Origin of the sequence: Arcobacter sp. s6 (assembly GCF_040884245.1) — a bacterium.
Classification (GTDB): Bacteria; Campylobacterota; Campylobacteria; order Campylobacterales; family Arcobacteraceae; genus Aliarcobacter.
Genome location: NZ_JBEVTN010000004.1, coordinates 143,399 through 163,541 on the forward strand (window position 1 = coordinate 143,399; position 20,143 = coordinate 163,541).

Here is a 20,143-nt window from a genome sequence, read left to right on the forward strand (position 1 = left end):
AGCTATAATTCGGGTTTTATAAATATTAACTAGGATTTAAATGAAAGAATTTTTTAAACAATATGCGCCTTATTATAAAAACTATAAACTTCAGTTTTTTTACTCATTAATCGGAATTATTTTAGTATCATCATCAACTTCAGGAACAGCTTATGCTATTCAGCCACTTTTAGATGATATTTTCATAAACAAAGATGAACAAATGCTATATATGATGCCTTTTATTATTATTGCATTATATACTGCAAAAGGCTTTGGAAGATATATTCAAGCTTACTATATATCTTTTATTGGACAAGATATCACAAGAATTGTAAGAGATAAACTTTTTTCTCATGTTTTAACTTTAGACATGAATTTCTTTCAAAAAAAACATGGTGGTGAACTTGTAAGTAGAATTACAAATGATATAAATAGAATACAATCAGCTGTATCAAATACGGTTGCAGAGTTTATCAGAGAATCTCTTACAATTGTAGGATTAATTGGTCTTGTAATTTATCATTCACCTGAACTTGCTTTTTATGGTTTAGTTGTTCTTCCTCTTGCTATTTATCCTTTATCTTTACTTGCAAAGAAAATGAAAAAATTATCTTTTAGATCACAAGAGAGTAACTCAGATATTACATCAAGTTTAAGCGAATCATTTAATAACATTGAAATAATAAAGGCAAATTCAACAGAAGAAATTGAAGCAAAGAAATTTTCTATTCATAATATGATTTTCTTCAAATATAATATGAAAGCTGTAAAAACAAATGAATTAGTATCTCCTGTTATGGAAATAATAGGTTCGTTTGCCTTTGCTGCTGTTATTATTGTGGGTGGTTCAAAAGTAATTGAAGGAGAACTTACAACAGGAACATTTACTTCTTTTGTAGCAGCTTTATTTATGCTTTATACTCCTATTAAAAAGCTATCATCTTTATATAATAAAATGCAAGATGCCCTTGCTGCAAATGATAGAATAAATGATATTTTCGGACAAAAAGCTACTATTTTATCAGGTGATTTAATTTGTCCTGATGATATAAGTAAAATTACTTTTAAAGATGTTGAACTAAATTATGATGATTTTACAGCTTTAAAAGATATAAATTTAGAAGCTTCTAAAGGTGAAACTGTAGCGCTTGTGGGAGATAGTGGTGGAGGAAAATCTTCTTTAATTAATTTGATTATTAGATTTTATGACACAACAAAGGGAAAAATATTATTGAATAATAACTCAATTAAAGAGTTTGATATAAAATCTTTAAGAGAAAATATTTCAATAGTAACACAAAGAGTTTATATCTTCAACGACACTATAGCTTCAAATGTAGCATACGGTTATGAAATAGATGAAATAAGAGTTATTGAAGTTTTAAAACAAGCCCATGCTTATGATTTTATTATGCAAATGAAAAAAGGTATTAACACTACTTTAGATGAATTTGGAACAAATTTAAGTGGTGGTCAAAGACAAAGAATAGCAATTGCTAGGGCCTTATATAAAAATCCAAAAATCTTGATTTTAGATGAAGCAACTTCAGCACTTGATAACAAAAGTGAATCAATCATAAGTGAAGTAATAAAAGAAGTAAGTGTAAATAGAATCACATTTATAATAGCACATAGGTTAAGTACAATAAAAAATGCAGATAAAATTGCAGTATTTAAAAATGGTGAAATATTATCTATTGGAAAAGAAAAAGAACTTTTAGAGTCATGTAAAGAGTATCAAAGATTATATAATTCTGCAAATATTTAAATTGTTTTTTTACTATAAAAACCATTAAAACGAATATTTAATCATTTTTAGATAAAATATCTGAATTTTAAAAAAGGGATGTATATTGTTTAGTTATAACTCACTAAAAAAAATATTATTTAAGTTTGATCCTGAAACTGCACATAATATTGCGGAATGTGGTCTTAGAGTATTAGGAAAATGCAAAATTGCAAAAGCATATATGCAAAAGAAAAACTATATTACAGATCCTAAACTAACTCAAAAAGTTTTTGGAGTAACATTTGCAAACCCAGTTGGACTAGCAGCTGGTTTTGATAAAAATGCAACGATGATAAAAGCTATGCAATCATTAGGATTTGGTTTTACTGAAATTGGAACAATGACTCCAAAGCCACAAGATGGAAATCCTAAGCCTAGAATGTTTAGATATCCAGAAGTTAATTCAGTTCAAAATGCTATGGGTTTTAATAATAAAGGTGCGCATAAAGTACTAAAAAATTTAAAAAAAGTTTATCCTTTTGATATTCCAATTGGTGCAAATATTGGAAAAAATAAAACAACACCCGAAGAGTTTGCATTAAGTGATTATAAAAGTTTAATCAAAAAATTTGAAGATACAAGTGATTATTTAGTAATAAATATTTCAAGTCCAAATACTCCAAATTTAAGAGATTTACAAAATGAAAAATTTATCACTGAACTTTTTACAATGGCAAAAGAGCTAACAGATAAGCCAATTTTATTAAAAATCGCTCCAGATATGGAAGTTGATATGGCAATAAATTTATGTAATAGTGCAATCAATGCAGGAGCGGCAGGTATTATTGCAACTAATACTACAATTGATTATTCATTAGTTCCAAACTGCCAGAACTTTGGTGGACTTTCAGGTGCTTGTTTAACACAAAAATCTGGAAACTTATTTAAAGAATTGGCTCGTGAGTTATTTGGAAAAACTATTCTTATCTCAGTTGGTGGCATATCAACAGGGAAAGAAGCTTATGAAAGAATCAAAAATGGTGCAACACTTATACAATCATATTCAGCATTAATTTTTGAAGGACCTTCAATGGTACGAAAAATCAATGAAGAGATTTTAGAGTTAATGGCAAAAGATGGTTATTCAAATATAAGTGAAGCTATTGGTGCTAATTTAAAATAAAAAGGAACAAAAAATGAATAGTATAAAAATTAATAATTATTTAAAAACATTCGCTATTCAGTTTTCATTATTAATAATAATTTCGGGAGAATTAATGAGTAGTAACTTACCAAAATATCATACAAAGACTTTAGAAAATGGATTAGAAATTGTTGCTATTCCTATGAAAAATGATTCAGGAGTTATCTCAACTGATGTTTTTTATAAAGTAGGAAGTAGAAACGAAAAAATGGGGAAAAGTGGAATTGCACACATGCTTGAGCATTTAAATTTCAAATCTACCAAAAACCTAAAAGCTGGAGAATTTGATGAAGTAGTAAAAGGATTTGGAGGATTAAATAATGCTTCAACTTCATTTGATTATACACACTATTATATAAAATCAGCTTCTAAAAATATGGATAAATCTTTAGAATTATTTGCAGATCTAATGGAAAACTTAACATTAAAAGATGAAGAATTTCAACCTGAACGTGATGTTGTAGCAGAAGAACGAAGATGGAGAACTGATAATAATCCTATGGGATATTTACAATTTAGACTTTTTAATAATGCATATATTTATCATCCATACCATTGGACACCAATTGGATTTATGAGTGATATTAAAAACTGGACAATAGAAGACATAAGAGATTTTCATAGCACTTATTATCAACCAAAAAATGCAATTGTTGTAGTTGCAGGTGATATTGATGAAAATGAAGTTTTTGCATCTGTAGAAAAACACTTTAAAGAGATAAAAAACACTAAAGAGATTCCATCAAAAGATTTACATACTGTTGAGCCAAAACAAGATGGTGAAAAAAGAGTAATGATAAATAAGGATTCACAAGTTGAAATGCTAGCAATAACTTATCATATTCCAAATTTTGAACATGAAGATCAAGTAGCACTTTCAGCACTTAGTGAGCTATTAAGTTCAGGGAAAAGCTCAATATTACAAAAAAAATTAATTGATGAAAAAAGATTAGTAAACACAATATATGCCTATAATATGGAACTTAAAGACCCAGGAATCTTTATGTTTATGGCTGTTGCAAATGAAGGTGTAACTGCTTTAGAAATTGAAAATGAAATTTTAGATACAATTGCGCAAATCAAAAAAGGTGAGGTATCTCAAAAAGATATTGACAAGCTTAAAATAAACACAAAAGCTGATTTTATTTTTTCACTTGAAAGCTCAACGGAAGTTGCTTCATTATATGGTTCTTATTTAGTAAGAGATAATATCAAACCTCTTTTAAATTATGAAGAAAATGTGGCAAAACTAACAAAAGAAGATTTAATTAATGTTGCAAATAAATATTTGACTAAAAATAATTCAACAACAGTAATTTTGAAAAAAGAAGAAAAATAATGCATTATAGCGTTAGCAAAACAGAATTTGGAAATAAACCTAGTTTTGATTATCCCAAAGCTATTTTTTTAGAAGAAATGGGAGAAGAGAAGTTAAAAAAACTATTTAGTGATTTTTATGACTTAGTAGTTGATAGTGATATTGGGAATTTTTTCCCACAAGATGAAAAAGAACTTGAAAAAATTAAAGCTCATAATGTGAAATTTTTCATCGAAGCTTGTGGAGGAGAAAAACATTATACAAATGCTGTTGGGCATTTTGATATGTTAAAAACCCATGAACAATTTTCTATAACTGAAAAAGCAAGACGTGAATGGTTAGGTTGTATGGAAGAAGTTTTAAGAAAAGTTGATATTTCAAATGAAGCAAAACAAAGTTTTTGGGACTTCTTAGAAGCATTTTCAAAGCATACAGTAAATGTAGATGAAAGACAAGAATTAGAAGATTTAGTAGTTAAAAAAGGATGAATATGGAAATTATTACAGGTGCAATGACCGCACTTATAACACCATTTAAAAATGGAAAAGTTGATTTAGAAAAATATGAATCATTAATAAAAAGACAAATTGAGCAAGGAATAGATGCAGTTGTTCCAGTAGGAACTACTGGAGAAAGTGCAACATTATCTTTTAATGAGCATAAACAGTGTATTGAAGTTGCTGTTGCTGCTTGTAAAAATACAGGTGTTAAAGTAATTGCAGGTGCTGGATCAAATTCAACACTTGAAGCCTGTGAATTAGCAAAACATGCTCAAGATGTTGGTGCAGATGCAATTTTATCAATAACTCCATACTACAATAAGCCAACACAAGAGGGTTTATATCAACATTTTAAAGCCATTGCAAATGCAGTTGAAATTCCTTTTATGCTATATAATGTACCAGGAAGAACAGCTGTTGATTTGGAAACAGCAACAACTATTAGACTTTTCGATGATGTAAAAAATATTTATGCAGTAAAAGAAGCAACAGGAAGTTTAGAAAGATCAATTGCCCTACTTTCTCAAAGAAAAGATTTTATTGTAGTTTCAGGAGATGATGCAATTGATTTTCCAATGTTAGTAAATGGTGCAAAAGGAATAATATCTGTAACTTCAAATATTCTTCCTAATTTAAAATCTAAATTAGTTCATGATGTATTTGCAGGAAATTTAGAAAGTGCTAGAAAAATCAATGATGATTTATATGCTTTAAATTCTGTACTTTTCTGTGAAAGTAATCCAATACCTATTAAAGCTGCTATGTATATAGCTGGATTATTAGATACATTGGAATACAGACTTCCATTAACTACTCCAAGTAAAGAAAGTATGAAAAAATTAGAAAAAACTTTAATAAAATATGAGGTAATAAAATAATGAGTAATGTAATGTCGGGTAAAACTTTAGTTATTTCTGGTGGTACAAAAGGTATCGGTAAAGAGTGTGTTTACAAATTTGCAAGTAATGGTATTAATGTAGCTTTTACATATAATTCAAATCAACAATTTGCTGAAGATATCTGTAAAGATGTTGAAGAAAAATTTGGTGTAAAATGTAAAGCATATCCATTTAATATCTTAGAACCAGAAAAATATAAAGAATTATTTGAAGAGATTGATAAAGATTTTGATAGAGTTGATTTCTTTATTTCAAATGCTATGATTTATGGAAGAGCTGTAGTTGGTGGATATGGTAAATTTATGAAACTAAAACCAAGAGGATTAAATAATATCTATACTGCAACTGTAAATGCATTTGTTTGTGGAGCACAACAAGCTGCAAAAAGAATGCAAAAAATTGGTGCTGGAGCAATCGTTTCTTTATCATCTACAGGAAATCTAGTATATATTGAAAATTATGCTGGACATGGAACAAATAAAGCAGCAGTTGAAGCAATGGTTAGATATGCAGCAAATGAATTAGGTGAATTTGGAATTAGAGTAAATGCAGTTTCAGGTGGTCCTATTGATACAGATGCTCTTAAAGCATTTACAAATTATGAAGAAGTAAAAGCAAAAACTGCTGAATATTCTCCTTTAAATAGAATTGGTCAACCTGAAGATTTAGCACAATCTTGTTATTTCTTATGTACAAGTGATGCTTCTTGGATTACAGGTCATACTTTAATAGTTGATGGTGGGACAACTTTTAGATAATGTCAAAAGCACTAAATCTTCCAAATACTTTAGCACTTTTTAGAATAGCATTAGCACCGCTAATGCTGTGGTTTTTTATAGATAGAGATAATTCTATCTTCTCTTCATGGCATCCTTCATGGCTTGATTATTTTGCTGGACTTATATTTGTGATTGCGTCTATTACAGATTTTTTTGATGGTTTTATTGCAAGATCTTGGAATCAAATGACAAAATTAGGTGGTATTTTAGATCCACTTGCAGATAAAATGTTAGTTCTTGCTGGCTTCTTAGGTCTTATGGTGATAGATAGAGCATCAGCTTGGGCTGTATTTTTAATACTTTCAAGAGAATTTTTTATAACTGGCCTTAGGGTTGTAGCAGTTAGTGAAGGTAAAAATGTGGCCTCGACAATGGCAGGAAAAATAAAAACTGTTATACAAATGATTGCTATTGGTTTTTTAATTATGAATTGGCCCTTTGCTACTGAGCTTTTATGGTTGGCAGTTATTTTAACAATATATTCAGGATATGAATATACAAGAGATTATTTCAAAAATTAAAGGCTTTTCTTGGGTACTATTACTTTTTTACTTGTTTTATCATTTTTAGTTTTTTTTCATGAATTAGGACACTTTTTAGCAGCTCGTTATTTTGGTGTAAAAGTTCATGTGTTTTCAATAGGATTTGGTAAACAATTATATTCTAAATATTGGATGGGAACTAGTTGGCAAATAGCACTTATTCCTCTTGGTGGATATGTAAAGATGAAAGGTCAAGATGATTCAAATCCTGCTTTAGTTGAAACAGGTGATGATTCATACAATACAAAACAACCTTGGCAAAGAATCATTATACTTTTTGCCGGTCCAGCAGCAAATTTTATTTTAGCAGCAGTTTTATACTTTTCAATAGCTATGATGGGAGCGACAACATGGGCTGCGCAAGTGGGAACTGTACAAGAAAACTCACCTGCTTTTATTGCGGGAATTAAAACTAATGATGAAATATTAAGAATAAATGATACGGAAATTAAAGCTTGGGATGAAATAGGAAAAACAATCATTAGTACAGAAGGAGCTTTAAAATTCTTTATTAGACGAGATGGGGAAATTATTGCAAAAACAATAAATCCTGAAATTTCAGATAGTGAAAATATGTTTAAAGAAAAAATTAAAAAAAGAATGATTGGAATCTCTCCATCTGGTAAAATAATTAATCTTGAATTATCTATTAGCGAATCATTAGTTTATGCCTATGAAAAAACTATTTTTGCTTCAACTATGATTTTTCAAGGGGTTCAAAAATTAATTCAAGGTGTAATTCCAAGTAGTGAAGTGGGTGGAGTAATTACTATTGGAAAAGTCATTTCAGATGCGAGTGAATCTTCTATAATAGCTTTATTTGCGATTACAGCTTTAATATCTGTAAATCTTGGGGTTTTAAACCTTCTTCCAATTCCTGCACTTGATGGTGGACATATTATGTTTAATCTATATGAAATGATTACAAGAAGAAAACCAAGTGATCAGGTGTTTTTATTTTTAACCATTGCAGGATGGGTAATACTAGGAAGTTTAATGCTTCTTGGAATTTATAACGATATTAATAGAATTTTTCTAAATAATTAAGGCAGATAAAATGAATAAACAAACAGCAACTAAAAACTTAGATGAAATTATTACAAAAGTAGAAGGGGCAAGACTTAAGATTTCAGAACATCATATTGTAAAAATAATTGGTATTTCAAAATACTCAAGTTCAGAAGATGTAGAAACACTTTATAATGCAGGCCAAAGAGCTTTTGGTGAAAACAAAGTACAAGATTTAAAAGAGAAGATAGATACCCTAGAAGAGCTACCTATTGAGTGGCATTTTGTGGGAACTTTACAAAAAAATAAAATCAATAATCTTATTGATTTAAACCCTTCATTAATTCAATCTCTTGATAGCTTAGAATTAGCTCAAGAATTAAATAAAAAACTTGAAGCAAAAAATAAAAAACTAAATGCCCTACTTCAAATAAACTCAGCTTATGAAGAAACAAAATCAGGTGTAATGCCAGAAGATGCTGTAAATATTTATAAGCAAATACTTGAAACTTGCCCAAACATTAGATTAAAAGGTGTTATGAGTATTGGAGCACATGTTGAAGATGAAAAAATTATTAAAGAATCATTCAAAATAACTAAAAAAATTTATGATAAATTAGTTTCACTTGGAGCAAAATATTGTTCTATGGGTATGAGTGGTGATTATGAACTTGCAATTGCGTGCGGATCTAATATGATTAGAGTAGGATCAACTTTATTTAAAGATTAGAATTTTTCTAATCTTTAAATAGTTCTATATTTATTTCTTAGCTTCATTTCTTATTTGAGTTACTATTTTTCCACCTATTGCATAATTATCAGTGTTAACTTCTTCAATTATAACAACAGCAGATGAGGCACCTCTTCCATTAAAAGTTTTTGCAAAAAGCTCTGTTATTCCCTTTGCTAATTGCTCTTTTTGCTCAAGGGTTGCACCACCATCTTCATGGGTCATTTTTACATTAATTACAGGCATTTTTAAATCTTTTTAACTCATCTTCAATACTTGGAACTCTCATAAAATGCTCACCTATTAAAAAAGCATCAGCACCAATAGCACTTAATCTTTTAATAGTATCAACATTTGAAACACCTGATTCTGCAACAATAATTTTTCCATTTGGAATTAAAGGAATTAACTTATCACAAAGTTCCATATCCATTTCAAATGTATCTAAGTTTCTATGATTAATTCCAATAATTGTAGCCCCTGATTTAATAGCTTTTGTTAAATCTTCTTTATCATGAATTTCAACTAAAACTTCTAAACCTAAATGAATTGCATAATCATATAACTCTTTTAGCTCTTTAGTTCCTAAGGCTTTTGCAATAAGTAAAATAAAATCAGCTCCGTAAACTAATGCTTCAACAATTTGATATTTATCAACAATAAAATCTTTTCTTAAAAGTGGCGTTGGTACATATCTTCTTATTGCAGTTAAATACTCTAAGTTACCTTGAAAATAATGTGGTTCAGTTAATACAGAAATTGCATTAGCTCCATTTTTACTATACTCTTGAGCAATAACTAAGGGATCAAAATCTTCTTTTATTATTCCCTTACTAGGACTTGCTTTTTTAACTTCTGCAATAATTCTAATAGGCTCTTCTTTAGTTGATATTAAATATGGTTTAACATCTCTTGGAGTGTAAGGGTTTGAAGATAAACTTCTTCCTAATAAATCTAATGTTATTTCTTTTTTTCTTTTTTCTAAATCTAGCTTTGTTCGCTCAATAATCTCATCTAAAATCACTCTTTACACTCCTTTATTTGTTCCCAATGTAATTTGATATCATAATCATCAGTTCCTATTTCATCAACAACTCTTTTCATTTGAATATAAGCTTCTTTACAGTTTTTCATTTTATATTCACCCCAAGCTAAAGTATCAATATATGCAATATTATTAGGTTCTACTTCTAGTGCTTTTTTAACTAATATTAAACCTTTTTTTACGTCTATATTAAAATCGATCAAAATATAGGCAAGATAATTTTCATATATATGATTACTAGTTGTTTCTAAAACTTTTTCAAATTTTGCAATAACATCTGTTAAAACACTCTCTTTATCATTTGTCATTTCAAATTCAAAAATTGCTTGTTGTGCTAAATAATCTAAATTATTTGTATTTACATATAATCTATTTAATAATTCATAAGCTTTTTCTGGTTGATTTGAGATTTTATATAAATTTAATAAATTCTCATCTTCTTCATGATTCTCTTCTAAAAAATCAATAGCTGAGTTAATATCATCTCTTGCTACATATTTTATAAATAAAATTTTAGTTTTGTTTAACAAAAATTGATTTTCACTATTTTTATAGTAAAAAAACATATTTTTTAAAAATGTAATAAGTTTTTCTTTTTGATTTAATTTTTCATAAAAAGACAATAACTGTATTGATAAATTAAAATCATAACCAGACATTTGTATATGATTTTCTAATTTCTTAATTGCTTGTTCTTTTTCTAATAAACTATTAAATTGAATATTAGTAAGTGTTAATAAAGTATTACTATTATTTGTCAATTGATATGCTAAATCAAATAAATTATAAGCTTTTTGATATTGTTTATCTTCTAAATAAATACTTCCTAATAACTGATAGTTAGTATCATTTTTATATTTGAATATCAAGTTTTCACCAATCTTTAATGCTTCTTCTTTTTCATTTAATTTAAATAATGCATATATATACAATCTTAAAATAACTTCTTCTTCTTTTATATTCTCAATCATATATTTTTTTGAATATTTCTTTACTGACTCGAAATCTTTTACAACAGTTGCAATACTTAAATATTTTACTAAATACTCATAATTATTAGTATTTTCAAATAATTTAAAATATAAACTTGTTGCATCATTATATAACTTCTGATTTTCTGATTCTAAAGCCAAAATAATATATTGATTTTCAAGATTATAAGGTTTTGTTTTTACTTCTGTAAATGTTATTTTTGATACATCATCATTCTTATCATTTAATGTTTTTGTACTACATCCATTAAGAACAAGCAATACAAAACATAAAATTAAAGATTTTTTATAGCTGGACACTCTTTATAAACCTCTTCTTCATTTTCTTTAAAATAATCCCAAAAAGGGAAAGTACGACACTGCATTGGTCTTGCATGATAAATAGAACATTGTTTTTTATCTAAATCAAAAAAATAGCATGCAAAATTATTTGAAGCTAATTGTACCTCTTTTATGCTATATTTATAGCCAATTTTATTTAAATATCTAAATTTTACTTCATCAATGGATAAATTTAAATGTAATGCAAGGTTTTTTATCTCTTGAACATTAATCCATATGTATCCACTCTCTCCAATACAACAGTTTCCTGCACATGTATCACAGCCTTTTGGATCAAAAGCAAAATTAAAACCCTCTTTTTTTATTAAACTATTCAATACTAACCTTTATACTATATGTTGATGATTTTTCATATATTTCTTGCACTTCTTTTGTAAAATCATTGTTATTTTCAAATACTATTAAAGGATTAAATATTTTTGTTAGAGATTTTGAATTTTTTTTAGCATAAACTAAAATTAAAGTTGCATCTTTTGAAACTTTTGGATGAACAAATTGTAAAGCTTCTAAATTAAATCTATATTTATTTAATAATATTAATATTTCATTTATTTGCTTAGCATCATAACAAAAAAAGAATTTACCCTCACTTGTTAAAATAGTACTAACTTTTTTAATAAACTGCTCTAAAGGTAAAGAGTCATTATATCTAGCAATTCTCAGATTTTCATTTTCACTTTTAATTACATCACTATGATAAAAAGGAGGATTTGAAACACAAATATCAAACCTTTTATCAAATTCTACTTTATCAAAAGCACCTTTGAACAAAGTTGCTTTTAATTTATTTGTTTGTGCATTTTTAGTTGAGAAGAATTGAAACATTTCTTGTATTTCACATTGATTAAGATTTAATTTCAAATACTCTCTTGCAAGTAATAATCCTAAAATACCACTTCCACTTCCAATATCTAAAAGCTCACCTTTTATATTTTTATATTTTTTCAAATTATCACAAACAAAATTATATAAAAAATGTGTATCACTATTATAACAATAACCATTTATAGGCTGATATAAAACCAAGAATATTCCTTTATTTATTTATATGAATTATATCTAAGTTAAATAAATTTGAGTTTTAATTAATATATTAACTTATACTTTTTATTATTAACTAGTTAAATAGATTAAGTAAAATTACAGTTTAATTACCTAATTTATACAAGTTAATTTTCTTGTTGCAAAATGTAACAAGAGTAAAATTCAAAAAATAAAATCCCCTATTTAAACAATCTTTAGTGCTAGTATAGGTTATTATTCAAACATAATATATTGATTTTATTCAAATATTGATATTAAAATAATTTAAGGAGAAATTATGTCTAATATGGAAGCTCCTGCAAATACTCCAGTTTGGGTTAACGAAGCTAGATGTAAAGCATGTGATAAGTGTGTATCTGTTTGTCCAGCTGGTGTACTGGCTATGAGACAAGAAGTTCATTCTACTTTAGGTTCAATGATTAAAGTTGTACATCCTGATTCATGTATTGGTTGTACAGATTGCGAATTAGCATGTCCTGATTTCGCAATTTATGTTGCTGATAAAAAAGAGTTTAAATTTGCAAAACTTACAGAAGAAGCAAAAGAAAGAAAAGAAGCGGTTATAAAAAATAATTATAGAGAACTAGAGGCGTAAGGAGAATTAATGGCAAGAGAACTAATTTCAACAGGAAATGAATTAGCAGCAAAAGCTGCGCTTGACTCTGATGTTGAGTTTTTTGGTGGATACCCTATTACTCCTTCAAGTGAAATAATGCACGTATTATCTAGCGCATTACCAGCTAGAGGACAAGCATGTATTCAAATGGAAGATGAAATTGCAGGTATTTGTACAGCATTAGGTGCTGCTATGTCTGGAAAAAGATCAATGACTGCAACATCAGGACCTGGTATTTCTTTAAAAGCAGAAAACTTGGGAGTAGGATATATTTCTGAAGTTCCTTTAGTAGTTGTAAACGTAATGAGAGGTGGTCCATCAACAGGTCTTCCAACGAGAGTTGCACAAGGTGACTTATTACAAGCTAAGAATCCAACACATGGTGATGTTAAATCAATCACTTTAGTTCCAGGAAATTTAAGAGAATGTTATACTGAAACAGTAAGAGCTTTCAATTTAGCTGATAGATTTATGCAGCCTGTATTTATTTTATTAGATGAAACAATTGGTCATATGAGTGGTAAAGCAACTATTCCTGATTTAGAAGAAGTTCAAGCAGGTAAAATCTCGAGAAAAAAATTCACAGGTGATAAAAAAGATTATAAACCTTACGGTGTTGGTGCTGATGAGCCAGCAGTTTTAAATCCAATGTTTGAAGGATACAGATATCACTTCACTGGACTTCACCATGGACCAACAGGACATCCAACTGAAGATGCTGAGATGTGTGATGCTTTAATGAAAAGATTATTTAATAAAGTTGATGCTCACCTAGATGAATTAGAATTAAATGAAGAGTATATGTTAGAAGATGCTGACATCATGATTATTGCTTATGGTTCTGTTTCTTTAGGTGTTACTGAAGCTATTAATAGAATGAGAAAAGAAGGTATCAAAGTTGGTATGTTCAGACCATTAACAATTTGGCCAAGTCCTGCAAAAAGAATCAAAGAATTAATGACAAGATTTGATAAAGTATTAGTAACTGAGTTAAATATGGGACAATTTGCTGATGAAGTACAAAGAGTAAGTGGAAGATCAGATTTTGATACATTATTCAAAGTAAATGGTAGACCATTATCTCCACTAGAAATTATTGAAAAAGTGAAAGGAATGTAATTATGGCTTTTAATTATGACGAATATTTAAGAACAGATAAAATGCCAACACTATGGTGTTGGGGATGTGGTGATGGAGTTATTCTAAAATCTGTAATTAGAGCTATAGAAAAACTTGGTTGGAATATGGATGATGTTTGTGTTGTTTCTGGAATCGGATGTTCTGGAAGATTCTCTTCATATATCAACTGTAATACAGTTCATACAACTCATGGAAGAACTTTACCATATGCAACAGGAATTAAATTAGCAAATCCTGATAAAAAAGTTATCGTTGTTGGTGGAGATGGTGATGGTCTTGCAATTGGTGGAAATCATACTATTCATGCAGCAAGAAGAAATATTGACTTAAATTATATTATTATCAATAACTTTATCTATGGATTAACAAACTCTCAAACTTCTCCAACAACTCCACAAGGTATGTGGACAGTAACGATGAGTAGAGGGAATATAGATCCTACTTTTGATGCTTGTAAATTAGTTGAAGCAGCAGGAGCATCTTTTGTTGCAAGAGAAACTATGCTTGATCCTAAAAAACTTGAAAGAGTTTTAGTTAAAGGTTTTGAACATAAAGGTTTCTCATTTATTGAAGTATTCTCTAATTGTCATGTTAACTTAGGAAGAAAAAATAAAATGGCAACTGCTATGGCAAACTTAGAGTGGATTGATTCTATATCTATGGCTAAAGCAAAATTTGATAAATTAGAACCAGAAGAGCAAAAAGGTATTTTCCCTACTGGTATCTTAAAACATGATACTGAAGCAGCAGAATATTGTGACTCTTACCAAAAAGTAAAAGACGCTCACAAAAATAAAACTATGGTTCAATTATAAGGAGATCCACATGGCAGCAAATAGAACTTTAATGAGATTTACAGGTGTTGGTGGACAAGGTGTACTTCTTGCAGGTGCGATTTTCGCAGCTGCAAAAATCAAAGATGGTGGTTATGGTTTAAAAACTGCAACTTATACATCTCAAGTTAGAGGTGGACCAACTGTTGTTGATATTACTTTACAAGATGAAGAGATTTTATACCCTTATGCAAATGATGGAGAAATTGATTTTATGTTATCAGTTGCACAAATTTCTTATAATCAATTCAAAAATGGTGTAAAAGAAGGTGGAGTAATCGTTGTTGAGCCTAACTTGGTTAGCCCAACTGAAGAAGATAGAAAAAAATGGAAAATCTATGAGATTCCAATTATTACTATCGCAAAAGAAGAAGTTGGGAATGTTATTACTCAATCTGTTTTAGCATTAGCAATGGCTAACTACTTTACAGGAGAAACTGTATCAAATGATGTATTAAGAGCTACAATGCTTTCTAAAGTACCTGAAAAAGTACATGAAATTAATAATAAAGCATTTGATTTAGGTCTTAAATATGCAAAAGAAGCTTCAGAATCTTCTGTGGTATCTGCATAAAAACAAAAGCCCCTTGGGCTTCTTGTTTTTAACTTTTAATAAAATTAATCTTTTATATACTTTCTATACTCTTCAATTTTTTCTTCTAATCTTTTTGCTAAATAAATATTTGAATTTCTTAAACACGATAAGATAAAACTAGCTTCTTTTGCATAAGACTTTATTTTTTCATTATCCCAAAAAGATGGAGGAGTTCCTAAGTTTATAATCCTATCAGCAAGTTTTACCATTTGTACTTCATAAGGTTGAGTTAAAAGTCTTTCTATACTATCTCTCATTTGCTCTTGTTTTGAAGGTAATTTTTTATTTTTTGTTAAAGCTTCAACACCATCTGCAATATCAGGACCAAACTTTGTATATAACTCATCATAAGTAATATCTGTATCTTCAATAACATCGTGTAATAAAGCACAAGTAATAGCAAAATCAGCTTTTTTTTCATCTAAAGATGATTTCTCACAAGCATGAATCACTTCCATTGCAACACAAGAAATATGACTTAGATAAGGTAAATTATGAGGTGTTTTTTGACTACCATGAGCATTTGCTGCAAAAGTAAGGAATTTTATATAATTTTCTTGATTAAACATATTAACTCTTTTTTTGATTGGAATTTATCACATTATCACTTTTTGAAAATGCAATTAAATCCTCTACTGTTTTAATTTTATTTGAATCTATATTTTCTAAACTCTTTTCAAAAATAATTGCAGTTGTTAAAGCATCATAATAAGCTCTATGATGATTTTCTATTTCTATATTTAAAAGTTCTTTTAAAAAACTCAAGCCATATCTTTCAGATTCTATTGTTCTTTTTGCTAAATCAATTGAGCAAATTTTTCTATTTAATAATTTACCAAGATTATATTTTTCAAATGATTCAGAAATAAAAGTATAATCAAATTTTATATCATGAGCTACAAAAACATCATCTTCTAAAAATATTTTAAATTCCTTTAAAACATTCTCAAGCCTAGGTGCATCTTCAATCATTTTTGGAGTAATTTTTGTAACTTCTTGAACATAAGGAGGAATTTCTTTTGCATAAACTAAAGACTCAAATTTATCTATTATTTGACCATTTTTATATTTAACAGCACCTAATTCAATAATCTGAAAACCTTTTTTTACACTTCCACCATTTGTTTCAATATCAACTATACAAAATGTTTGCTCTTCAATCAATGTATTTTTTGTTTTTAAAAAAACAAAATCACCATCAAATTCTAAAGGTAAGCCATTAGATAAAAGCAATTCAAATTCAAGTTCTGGATTTTCATACATAGTATCAGTAGCTTTTTCTAATAACTCTAGAAACTCTGTATATAATATTGATTCATTTTTCAATCTTTGTATTATATTTTGTAATTTAAAAGAAGCTTTAGGAATTATTCTTTTATTTGATTTCATTTGCTTCTTTTACAAAAGCTATCATTTTAGCTCTATCTTTTTTACCTTTAATTTCTGATTCAACACCGCTACTTACATCAATACCATAAAAACCAAGACCATCAATTTCTTTCAAGTTATCAACTGTTAAACCACCTGCAAGTATAAGCCTTGAACAATCAATATCTTCAAACCATTCCAATGCAATTCTTTTTCCAGCTCCACCAAAACTATCAACATATGCATCTACCAAATAGAAATCTTTATTTAAATTCCTTAAATCTTTTGCTTCTTTTGCTCTTAATACTTTTAAATATTTTACATTCAATAAATCATAACTTATTATTTCATTATCATCTATTATCTGTGCTAATTGCATTTTTGCTTCAAGACAAATTTCATTTATAAAATTTTCATTTTCATTTACAAAAAGTCCAACTGTTTGTACAAAAGGAGGCAATTTTTCAACTATTTCTTTTGCCTTTGAAACTTCTATATATCTAGGAGATTTACTATAGAAAACAAAACCTAAAGCATTTGCTCCTGCATTTATTGCATCAAGGGCATCTTGTAAATTAGTAATGCCACAAATCTTTACTTTCATACTTATACCTGTAAACTTTTTATTGCTTTTGAGTAATCATCACTTCCAAATACATAAGAGCCAGCAACAACTACATCTACACCTGCATCTTTTAGAATATGAATATTTTTATCATTTACTCCACCATCAACTTGGATTAAACAATTTGGGTTTCTTTTTTTAATTAATTCTTTTAATTTTTTAGCTTTTTCAACTACTGATGGAATGAATTTTTGCCCACCAAAACCAGGATTTACAGACATTAATAAAACCATATCTAAATCTTCAAGTAAATACTCAATAGCTTCAGGTGGAGTATGAGGATTTAAAACAATTGCTGGTTTTATTCCTAATGCTCTTAGTTTTTGGATAACTCTATGTGGATGTCTCTCACTTTCTATATGAAAAGAAATATACATAGGTTTTAAAGATGCAAATAAATCAATAAAAAAATTGTTATCTTCAACCATTAAATGAATATCAAGAGGTTTACTTGCAGCCTTTGCAACTGGATTTACAACAACAGGACCAATAGTCATATTAGGAACAAAATGCCCATCCATTACATCTACGTGTATTAAATCACAACCACCATCACAAATAGCTTTTATATCTTTTTCTAAATTTCCAAAATCTGCTGATAATATTGAAGGTGCAACAAGTATCATTATTAACCTTTTATTCTAAATTTTCGTCGATTATATCATTTCTACTCTTTTAGCTTGTATAAAATACATCTATTAATATATATTAATGTAGAATACGAAAAAAATTAAATGGTTGAAAATGAAAAAATTATTACCCCTATTTATTTATAGTTTATGTTTTAGTGAAGATGTAAACTCTATTTATCAAAAAGCGCAAAATTTAGAAAAAGAAGGTAATTATAAAGAAGCAATGATTCTTTATAAAAAAGCTGCTAATCTAAATACAACAAAAGAAGATACTTATATAAATGAGTTATCTACTAGTGAAAAAAAAGATACTGAAAATTTTTCAGCAGTAAAAAAAGAATTTTATGAAACACAAATAACTAAAGTTGAAGATAAAGAAACAGACAATAATCTTAAACAAATAATTACAAAAGATTTTGGTTTATATCCTTATAAGAATAATTACTTATTACCTGCAACATATAATATAAATAAAATTGATGACCGAAATCAATTTGAAACGGCTTTTCAAATCAGTATTGAGAAACCTATAACTTATGATTTACTAGGATTTGGTGAAACAATAAGTGCTGCATATACTCAAAGATCATTTTGGCAAACAGCAGCAGATTCAGCTCCATTTAGAGAATCAAATTATGAACCAGAAGTTTTTGTTGAATTCCCATTAAAAGATAATGATATTTTTAAAGCGTATAAATTATCTGTAATGCACACTTCAAATGGAAGAAATGATGAAGAATCAAGATCATGGAATAGAGCTTATTTAGAAGGATATTTCCAATTCTCAAATCTATTTTTTGTTCCAAAAATTTGGTATAGGATTCCTGAAGATGCAAAAGATGATGACAATGCTGATATTGAAGACTATTATGGAAATGGAGAATTAACATTTTTATATGCATATAAAAAACATACATTTGAATTAATGTTAAGAAATAATTTAGAGTTTCATTCTGTAAATAGAGGTGCAATTCAGTTTGATTGGAGTTTCCCATTACCTAATGTTATTTCATCAAAGAATACATATGGCTTATTACAAGTATTTTCAGGATATGGAAATAGTTTAATAGACTATGACCAAGAAATCCATAAAATAGGACTAGGAATAGCCTTTTCTAGATAAAAATAAATAAGGCTATTTAAGATTTTTTATATAATAATAAATAGCCTCAATTTCTTCTTCAACTAAAAAGTATGTTGGCATAACATTCGCATAATATATTAATTTTTCACAAACTTGTTCTTTTTCAAACTTTACATTAGGATTCTTTTTAGAGTTTACTTTCGTTGAAAAAGTATCATAATCAATATCTTTAATATTTGGAACACTTAAAACACAGTTATAAATTTTTTTATCATGCTCTTGTTTAAAATCTATAATTTTTTTACCCTTTGCATCATCACCATGACAAGAGTTACATCCTATTCCTCGTGGATTATTATATAACATCTTTCCATATTCAAACTTTGTAATAAATGAATTATTAATATCTAAGGGATTCATAGCTTCTGGATTTGAGCTTGGTAATGGAGTTAAAAATTCTTCATCTGCTGCATTGATAAAAGAATATGTACTTAATAATAAAAAGATTATAAAGAAAATTTTCATACTAAAATCCTAAATCTTTTTGATTTTTCAAAAACCAATAAAAACTAAACATTAAACCAGGAGTTTTTGCTTTAGACTCATCAAAAATTAATTCATCAGATTTCTCAATAGGTAAAAAATGAAGTTCAATTTGCTCATCATTTACTCCTCCACCTTCATGAATTTTCATTGATTCATTTATTTTTGCAAAAAATAGATGCTGACATCCACCACTAATACCTACATTTGTAAAAAAAGAAGTTATCTTTTGAATATCTTGTAAATCTACATTATATCCACACTCTTCATCTATTTCTTCTTTTACAATTTCAACCAAAGATTTATTCTTATCCACTAATCCTGCACATAATTCATAAGTATATGTTTTATTTATATCATTTAAATACACAGGCGCTCGAAACTGCTTTACAAGTAAAAAAGCTTTTTTTTCTTGATGATATAAAAGTACTGCAACACTATCATGACTACGAACAGCCTCCCAAGTTTTATCTTTTCCATTTTGGTTAAAGCTAACTTTTACAGGATGAATAAATCTCGTGTCTGTTAATTCACTTATTTTTAAATTTTTAATTACATTTATCATAAATAATCTTTATTATATTTTTTTGTAT

At 28.0% G+C, this 20,143-nt stretch carries 25 protein-coding genes; 14 read left to right on the forward strand and 11 right to left on the reverse strand.

The window, feature by feature from the left end; translation table 11 throughout:
* Positions 1–40: 40 nt before the first annotated feature.
* From ABVS04_RS03660 to ABVS04_RS03700, 9 genes are all read left to right on the forward strand, one after another.
* Entirely contained in the window at positions 41–1,750 is a 1,710-nt protein-coding gene (locus tag ABVS04_RS03660; protein ID WP_368029315.1) for an ABC transporter ATP-binding protein, read from the forward strand.
* An 85-nt stretch (positions 1,751–1,835) separates the two neighbouring features.
* Positions 1,836–2,894 carry a quinone-dependent dihydroorotate dehydrogenase gene (locus ABVS04_RS03665; protein WP_368029316.1) on the forward strand — a complete coding sequence of 353 codons (1,059 nt, stop codon included), beginning with the start codon at positions 1,836–1,838 and terminating at the stop codon, positions 2,892–2,894.
* A gap of 13 nt (positions 2,895–2,907) precedes the next feature.
* Positions 2,908–4,254 (forward strand): M16 family metallopeptidase, encoded by a 1,347-nt coding sequence (locus ABVS04_RS03670; RefSeq protein WP_368029317.1) that lies wholly within the window; start codon positions 2,908–2,910, stop codon positions 4,252–4,254.
* Positions 4,254–4,721, forward strand: coding sequence for a globin (locus ABVS04_RS03675; RefSeq protein ID WP_368029318.1), 468 nt, complete (start codon positions 4,254–4,256; stop codon positions 4,719–4,721). Before ABVS04_RS03670 ends, ABVS04_RS03675 begins: the two co-directional genes overlap by 1 nt.
* A gap of 2 nt (positions 4,722–4,723) precedes the next feature.
* The gene (dapA, locus tag ABVS04_RS03680; protein WP_368029319.1) at positions 4,724–5,611 is read left to right on the forward strand and encodes a 4-hydroxy-tetrahydrodipicolinate synthase; all 888 of its coding nucleotides are present in this window, start codon (positions 4,724–4,726) and stop codon (positions 5,609–5,611) included.
* Positions 5,611–6,390 (forward strand): enoyl-ACP reductase, encoded by a 780-nt coding sequence (locus ABVS04_RS03685; RefSeq protein ID WP_368029320.1) that lies wholly within the window; start codon positions 5,611–5,613, stop codon positions 6,388–6,390. Before dapA ends, ABVS04_RS03685 begins: the two co-directional genes overlap by 1 nt.
* The gene (gene pgsA / locus ABVS04_RS03690; RefSeq protein WP_368029321.1) at positions 6,390–6,932 is read left to right on the forward strand and encodes a CDP-diacylglycerol--glycerol-3-phosphate 3-phosphatidyltransferase; all 543 of its coding nucleotides are present in this window, start codon (positions 6,390–6,392) and stop codon (positions 6,930–6,932) included. Before ABVS04_RS03685 ends, pgsA begins: the two co-directional genes overlap by 1 nt.
* Positions 6,933–6,941: 9 nt before the next feature.
* Positions 6,942–8,000, forward strand: coding sequence for an RIP metalloprotease RseP (gene rseP, locus ABVS04_RS03695; protein ID WP_368029322.1), 1,059 nt, complete (start codon positions 6,942–6,944; stop codon positions 7,998–8,000).
* A 10-nt stretch (positions 8,001–8,010) separates the two neighbouring features.
* Positions 8,011–8,691 (forward strand): YggS family pyridoxal phosphate-dependent enzyme, encoded by a 681-nt coding sequence (locus ABVS04_RS03700; protein ID WP_368029323.1) that lies wholly within the window; start codon positions 8,011–8,013, stop codon positions 8,689–8,691.
* Between the two features lie 30 nt (positions 8,692–8,721).
* Here ABVS04_RS03700 and ABVS04_RS03705 read toward each other — a convergent pair whose 3' ends face one another.
* Genes ABVS04_RS03705 through ABVS04_RS03725 form a run of 5 tightly spaced genes read right to left on the reverse strand, consistent with a single transcriptional unit; the run spans position 8,722 to position 12,096 of the window.
* Positions 8,722–8,937 (reverse strand): 4-oxalocrotonate tautomerase family protein, encoded by a 216-nt coding sequence (locus tag ABVS04_RS03705; protein ID WP_368029324.1) that lies wholly within the window; start codon positions 8,935–8,937, stop codon positions 8,722–8,724.
* Positions 8,924–9,715 (reverse strand): indole-3-glycerol phosphate synthase TrpC, encoded by a 792-nt coding sequence (gene trpC, locus ABVS04_RS03710; RefSeq protein WP_368029325.1) that lies wholly within the window; start codon positions 9,713–9,715, stop codon positions 8,924–8,926. Before trpC ends, ABVS04_RS03705 begins: the two co-directional genes overlap by 14 nt.
* On the reverse strand, positions 9,712–10,989 hold the full coding sequence (locus ABVS04_RS03715) for a hypothetical protein (RefSeq protein WP_368029326.1): 1,278 nt from the start codon (positions 10,987–10,989) through the stop codon (positions 9,712–9,714). The genes trpC and ABVS04_RS03715 overlap by 4 nt, the downstream gene beginning before the upstream one ends.
* A 14-nt stretch (positions 10,990–11,003) precedes the next feature.
* On the reverse strand, positions 11,004–11,387 hold the full coding sequence (locus tag ABVS04_RS03720) for a YkgJ family cysteine cluster protein (protein WP_368029327.1): 384 nt from the start codon (positions 11,385–11,387) through the stop codon (positions 11,004–11,006).
* Entirely contained in the window at positions 11,380–12,096 is a 717-nt protein-coding gene (locus ABVS04_RS03725) for a tRNA1(Val) (adenine(37)-N6)-methyltransferase (protein WP_368029328.1), read from the reverse strand. The genes ABVS04_RS03720 and ABVS04_RS03725 overlap by 8 nt, the downstream gene beginning before the upstream one ends.
* A 295-nt stretch (positions 12,097–12,391) precedes the next feature.
* Between ABVS04_RS03725 and ABVS04_RS03730 the strand changes: the two genes are divergently transcribed.
* The 4 genes from ABVS04_RS03730 to ABVS04_RS03745 are packed head-to-tail and all read left to right on the forward strand — an operon-like array spanning position 12,392 to position 15,277.
* Positions 12,392–12,709 carry a 4Fe-4S dicluster domain-containing protein gene (locus tag ABVS04_RS03730; protein WP_368029329.1) on the forward strand — a complete coding sequence of 106 codons (318 nt, stop codon included), beginning with the start codon at positions 12,392–12,394 and terminating at the stop codon, positions 12,707–12,709.
* Positions 12,710–12,718: 9 nt separating this feature from the next.
* On the forward strand, positions 12,719–13,849 hold the full coding sequence (locus ABVS04_RS03735; protein WP_368029330.1) for a 2-oxoglutarate synthase subunit alpha: 1,131 nt from the start codon (positions 12,719–12,721) through the stop codon (positions 13,847–13,849).
* A 2-nt stretch (positions 13,850–13,851) separates the two neighbouring features.
* Positions 13,852–14,685: a 2-oxoglutarate ferredoxin oxidoreductase subunit beta gene (locus tag ABVS04_RS03740; RefSeq protein ID WP_368029331.1), complete on the forward strand. Its 834-nt coding sequence runs from the start codon at positions 13,852–13,854 to the stop codon at positions 14,683–14,685.
* A 10-nt stretch (positions 14,686–14,695) separates the two neighbouring features.
* Entirely contained in the window at positions 14,696–15,277 is a 582-nt protein-coding gene (locus ABVS04_RS03745) for a 2-oxoacid:acceptor oxidoreductase family protein (RefSeq protein ID WP_368029332.1), read from the forward strand.
* A 44-nt stretch (positions 15,278–15,321) separates the two neighbouring features.
* Here the strand turns inward: ABVS04_RS03745 and ABVS04_RS03750 are convergent, their stop codons facing one another.
* From ABVS04_RS03750 to rpe, 4 genes are read right to left on the reverse strand one after another with little or no spacing between them, the layout of a single operon-like run.
* Positions 15,322–15,867, reverse strand: coding sequence for an HD domain-containing protein (locus ABVS04_RS03750; protein ID WP_368029333.1), 546 nt, complete (start codon positions 15,865–15,867; stop codon positions 15,322–15,324).
* A 1-nt stretch (position 15,868) separates the two neighbouring features.
* Entirely contained in the window at positions 15,869–16,687 is an 819-nt protein-coding gene (locus ABVS04_RS03755) for a 3'-5' exonuclease (protein ID WP_368029334.1), read from the reverse strand.
* On the reverse strand, positions 16,674–17,270 hold the full coding sequence (locus ABVS04_RS03760) for a phosphoribosylanthranilate isomerase (RefSeq protein WP_368029335.1): 597 nt from the start codon (positions 17,268–17,270) through the stop codon (positions 16,674–16,676). Before ABVS04_RS03760 ends, ABVS04_RS03755 begins: the two co-directional genes overlap by 14 nt.
* A gap of 2 nt (positions 17,271–17,272) precedes the next feature.
* Positions 17,273–17,914, reverse strand: a complete 642-nt coding sequence (gene rpe, locus ABVS04_RS03765) for a ribulose-phosphate 3-epimerase (RefSeq protein ID WP_368029353.1) — start codon at positions 17,912–17,914, stop codon at positions 17,273–17,275.
* A 121-nt stretch (positions 17,915–18,035) separates the two neighbouring features.
* Here rpe and ABVS04_RS03770 point away from each other — a divergent pair, with 121 nt between their 5' ends.
* Entirely contained in the window at positions 18,036–19,046 is a 1,011-nt protein-coding gene (locus ABVS04_RS03770) for a phospholipase A (protein ID WP_368029336.1), read from the forward strand.
* Positions 19,047–19,058: 12 nt separating this feature from the next.
* Here ABVS04_RS03770 and ABVS04_RS03775 read toward each other — a convergent pair whose 3' ends face one another.
* Together ABVS04_RS03775 and ABVS04_RS03780 are read right to left on the reverse strand one after the other, a co-directional pair.
* Complete coding sequence (locus ABVS04_RS03775; RefSeq protein ID WP_368029337.1) at positions 19,059–19,532, reverse strand: c-type cytochrome; 474 nt, start codon at positions 19,530–19,532, stop codon at positions 19,059–19,061.
* A gap of 1 nt (position 19,533) precedes the next feature.
* Positions 19,534–20,115: an NUDIX domain-containing protein gene (locus ABVS04_RS03780; RefSeq protein WP_368029338.1), complete on the reverse strand. Its 582-nt coding sequence runs from the start codon at positions 20,113–20,115 to the stop codon at positions 19,534–19,536.
* Positions 20,116–20,143 lie beyond the last annotated feature (28 nt).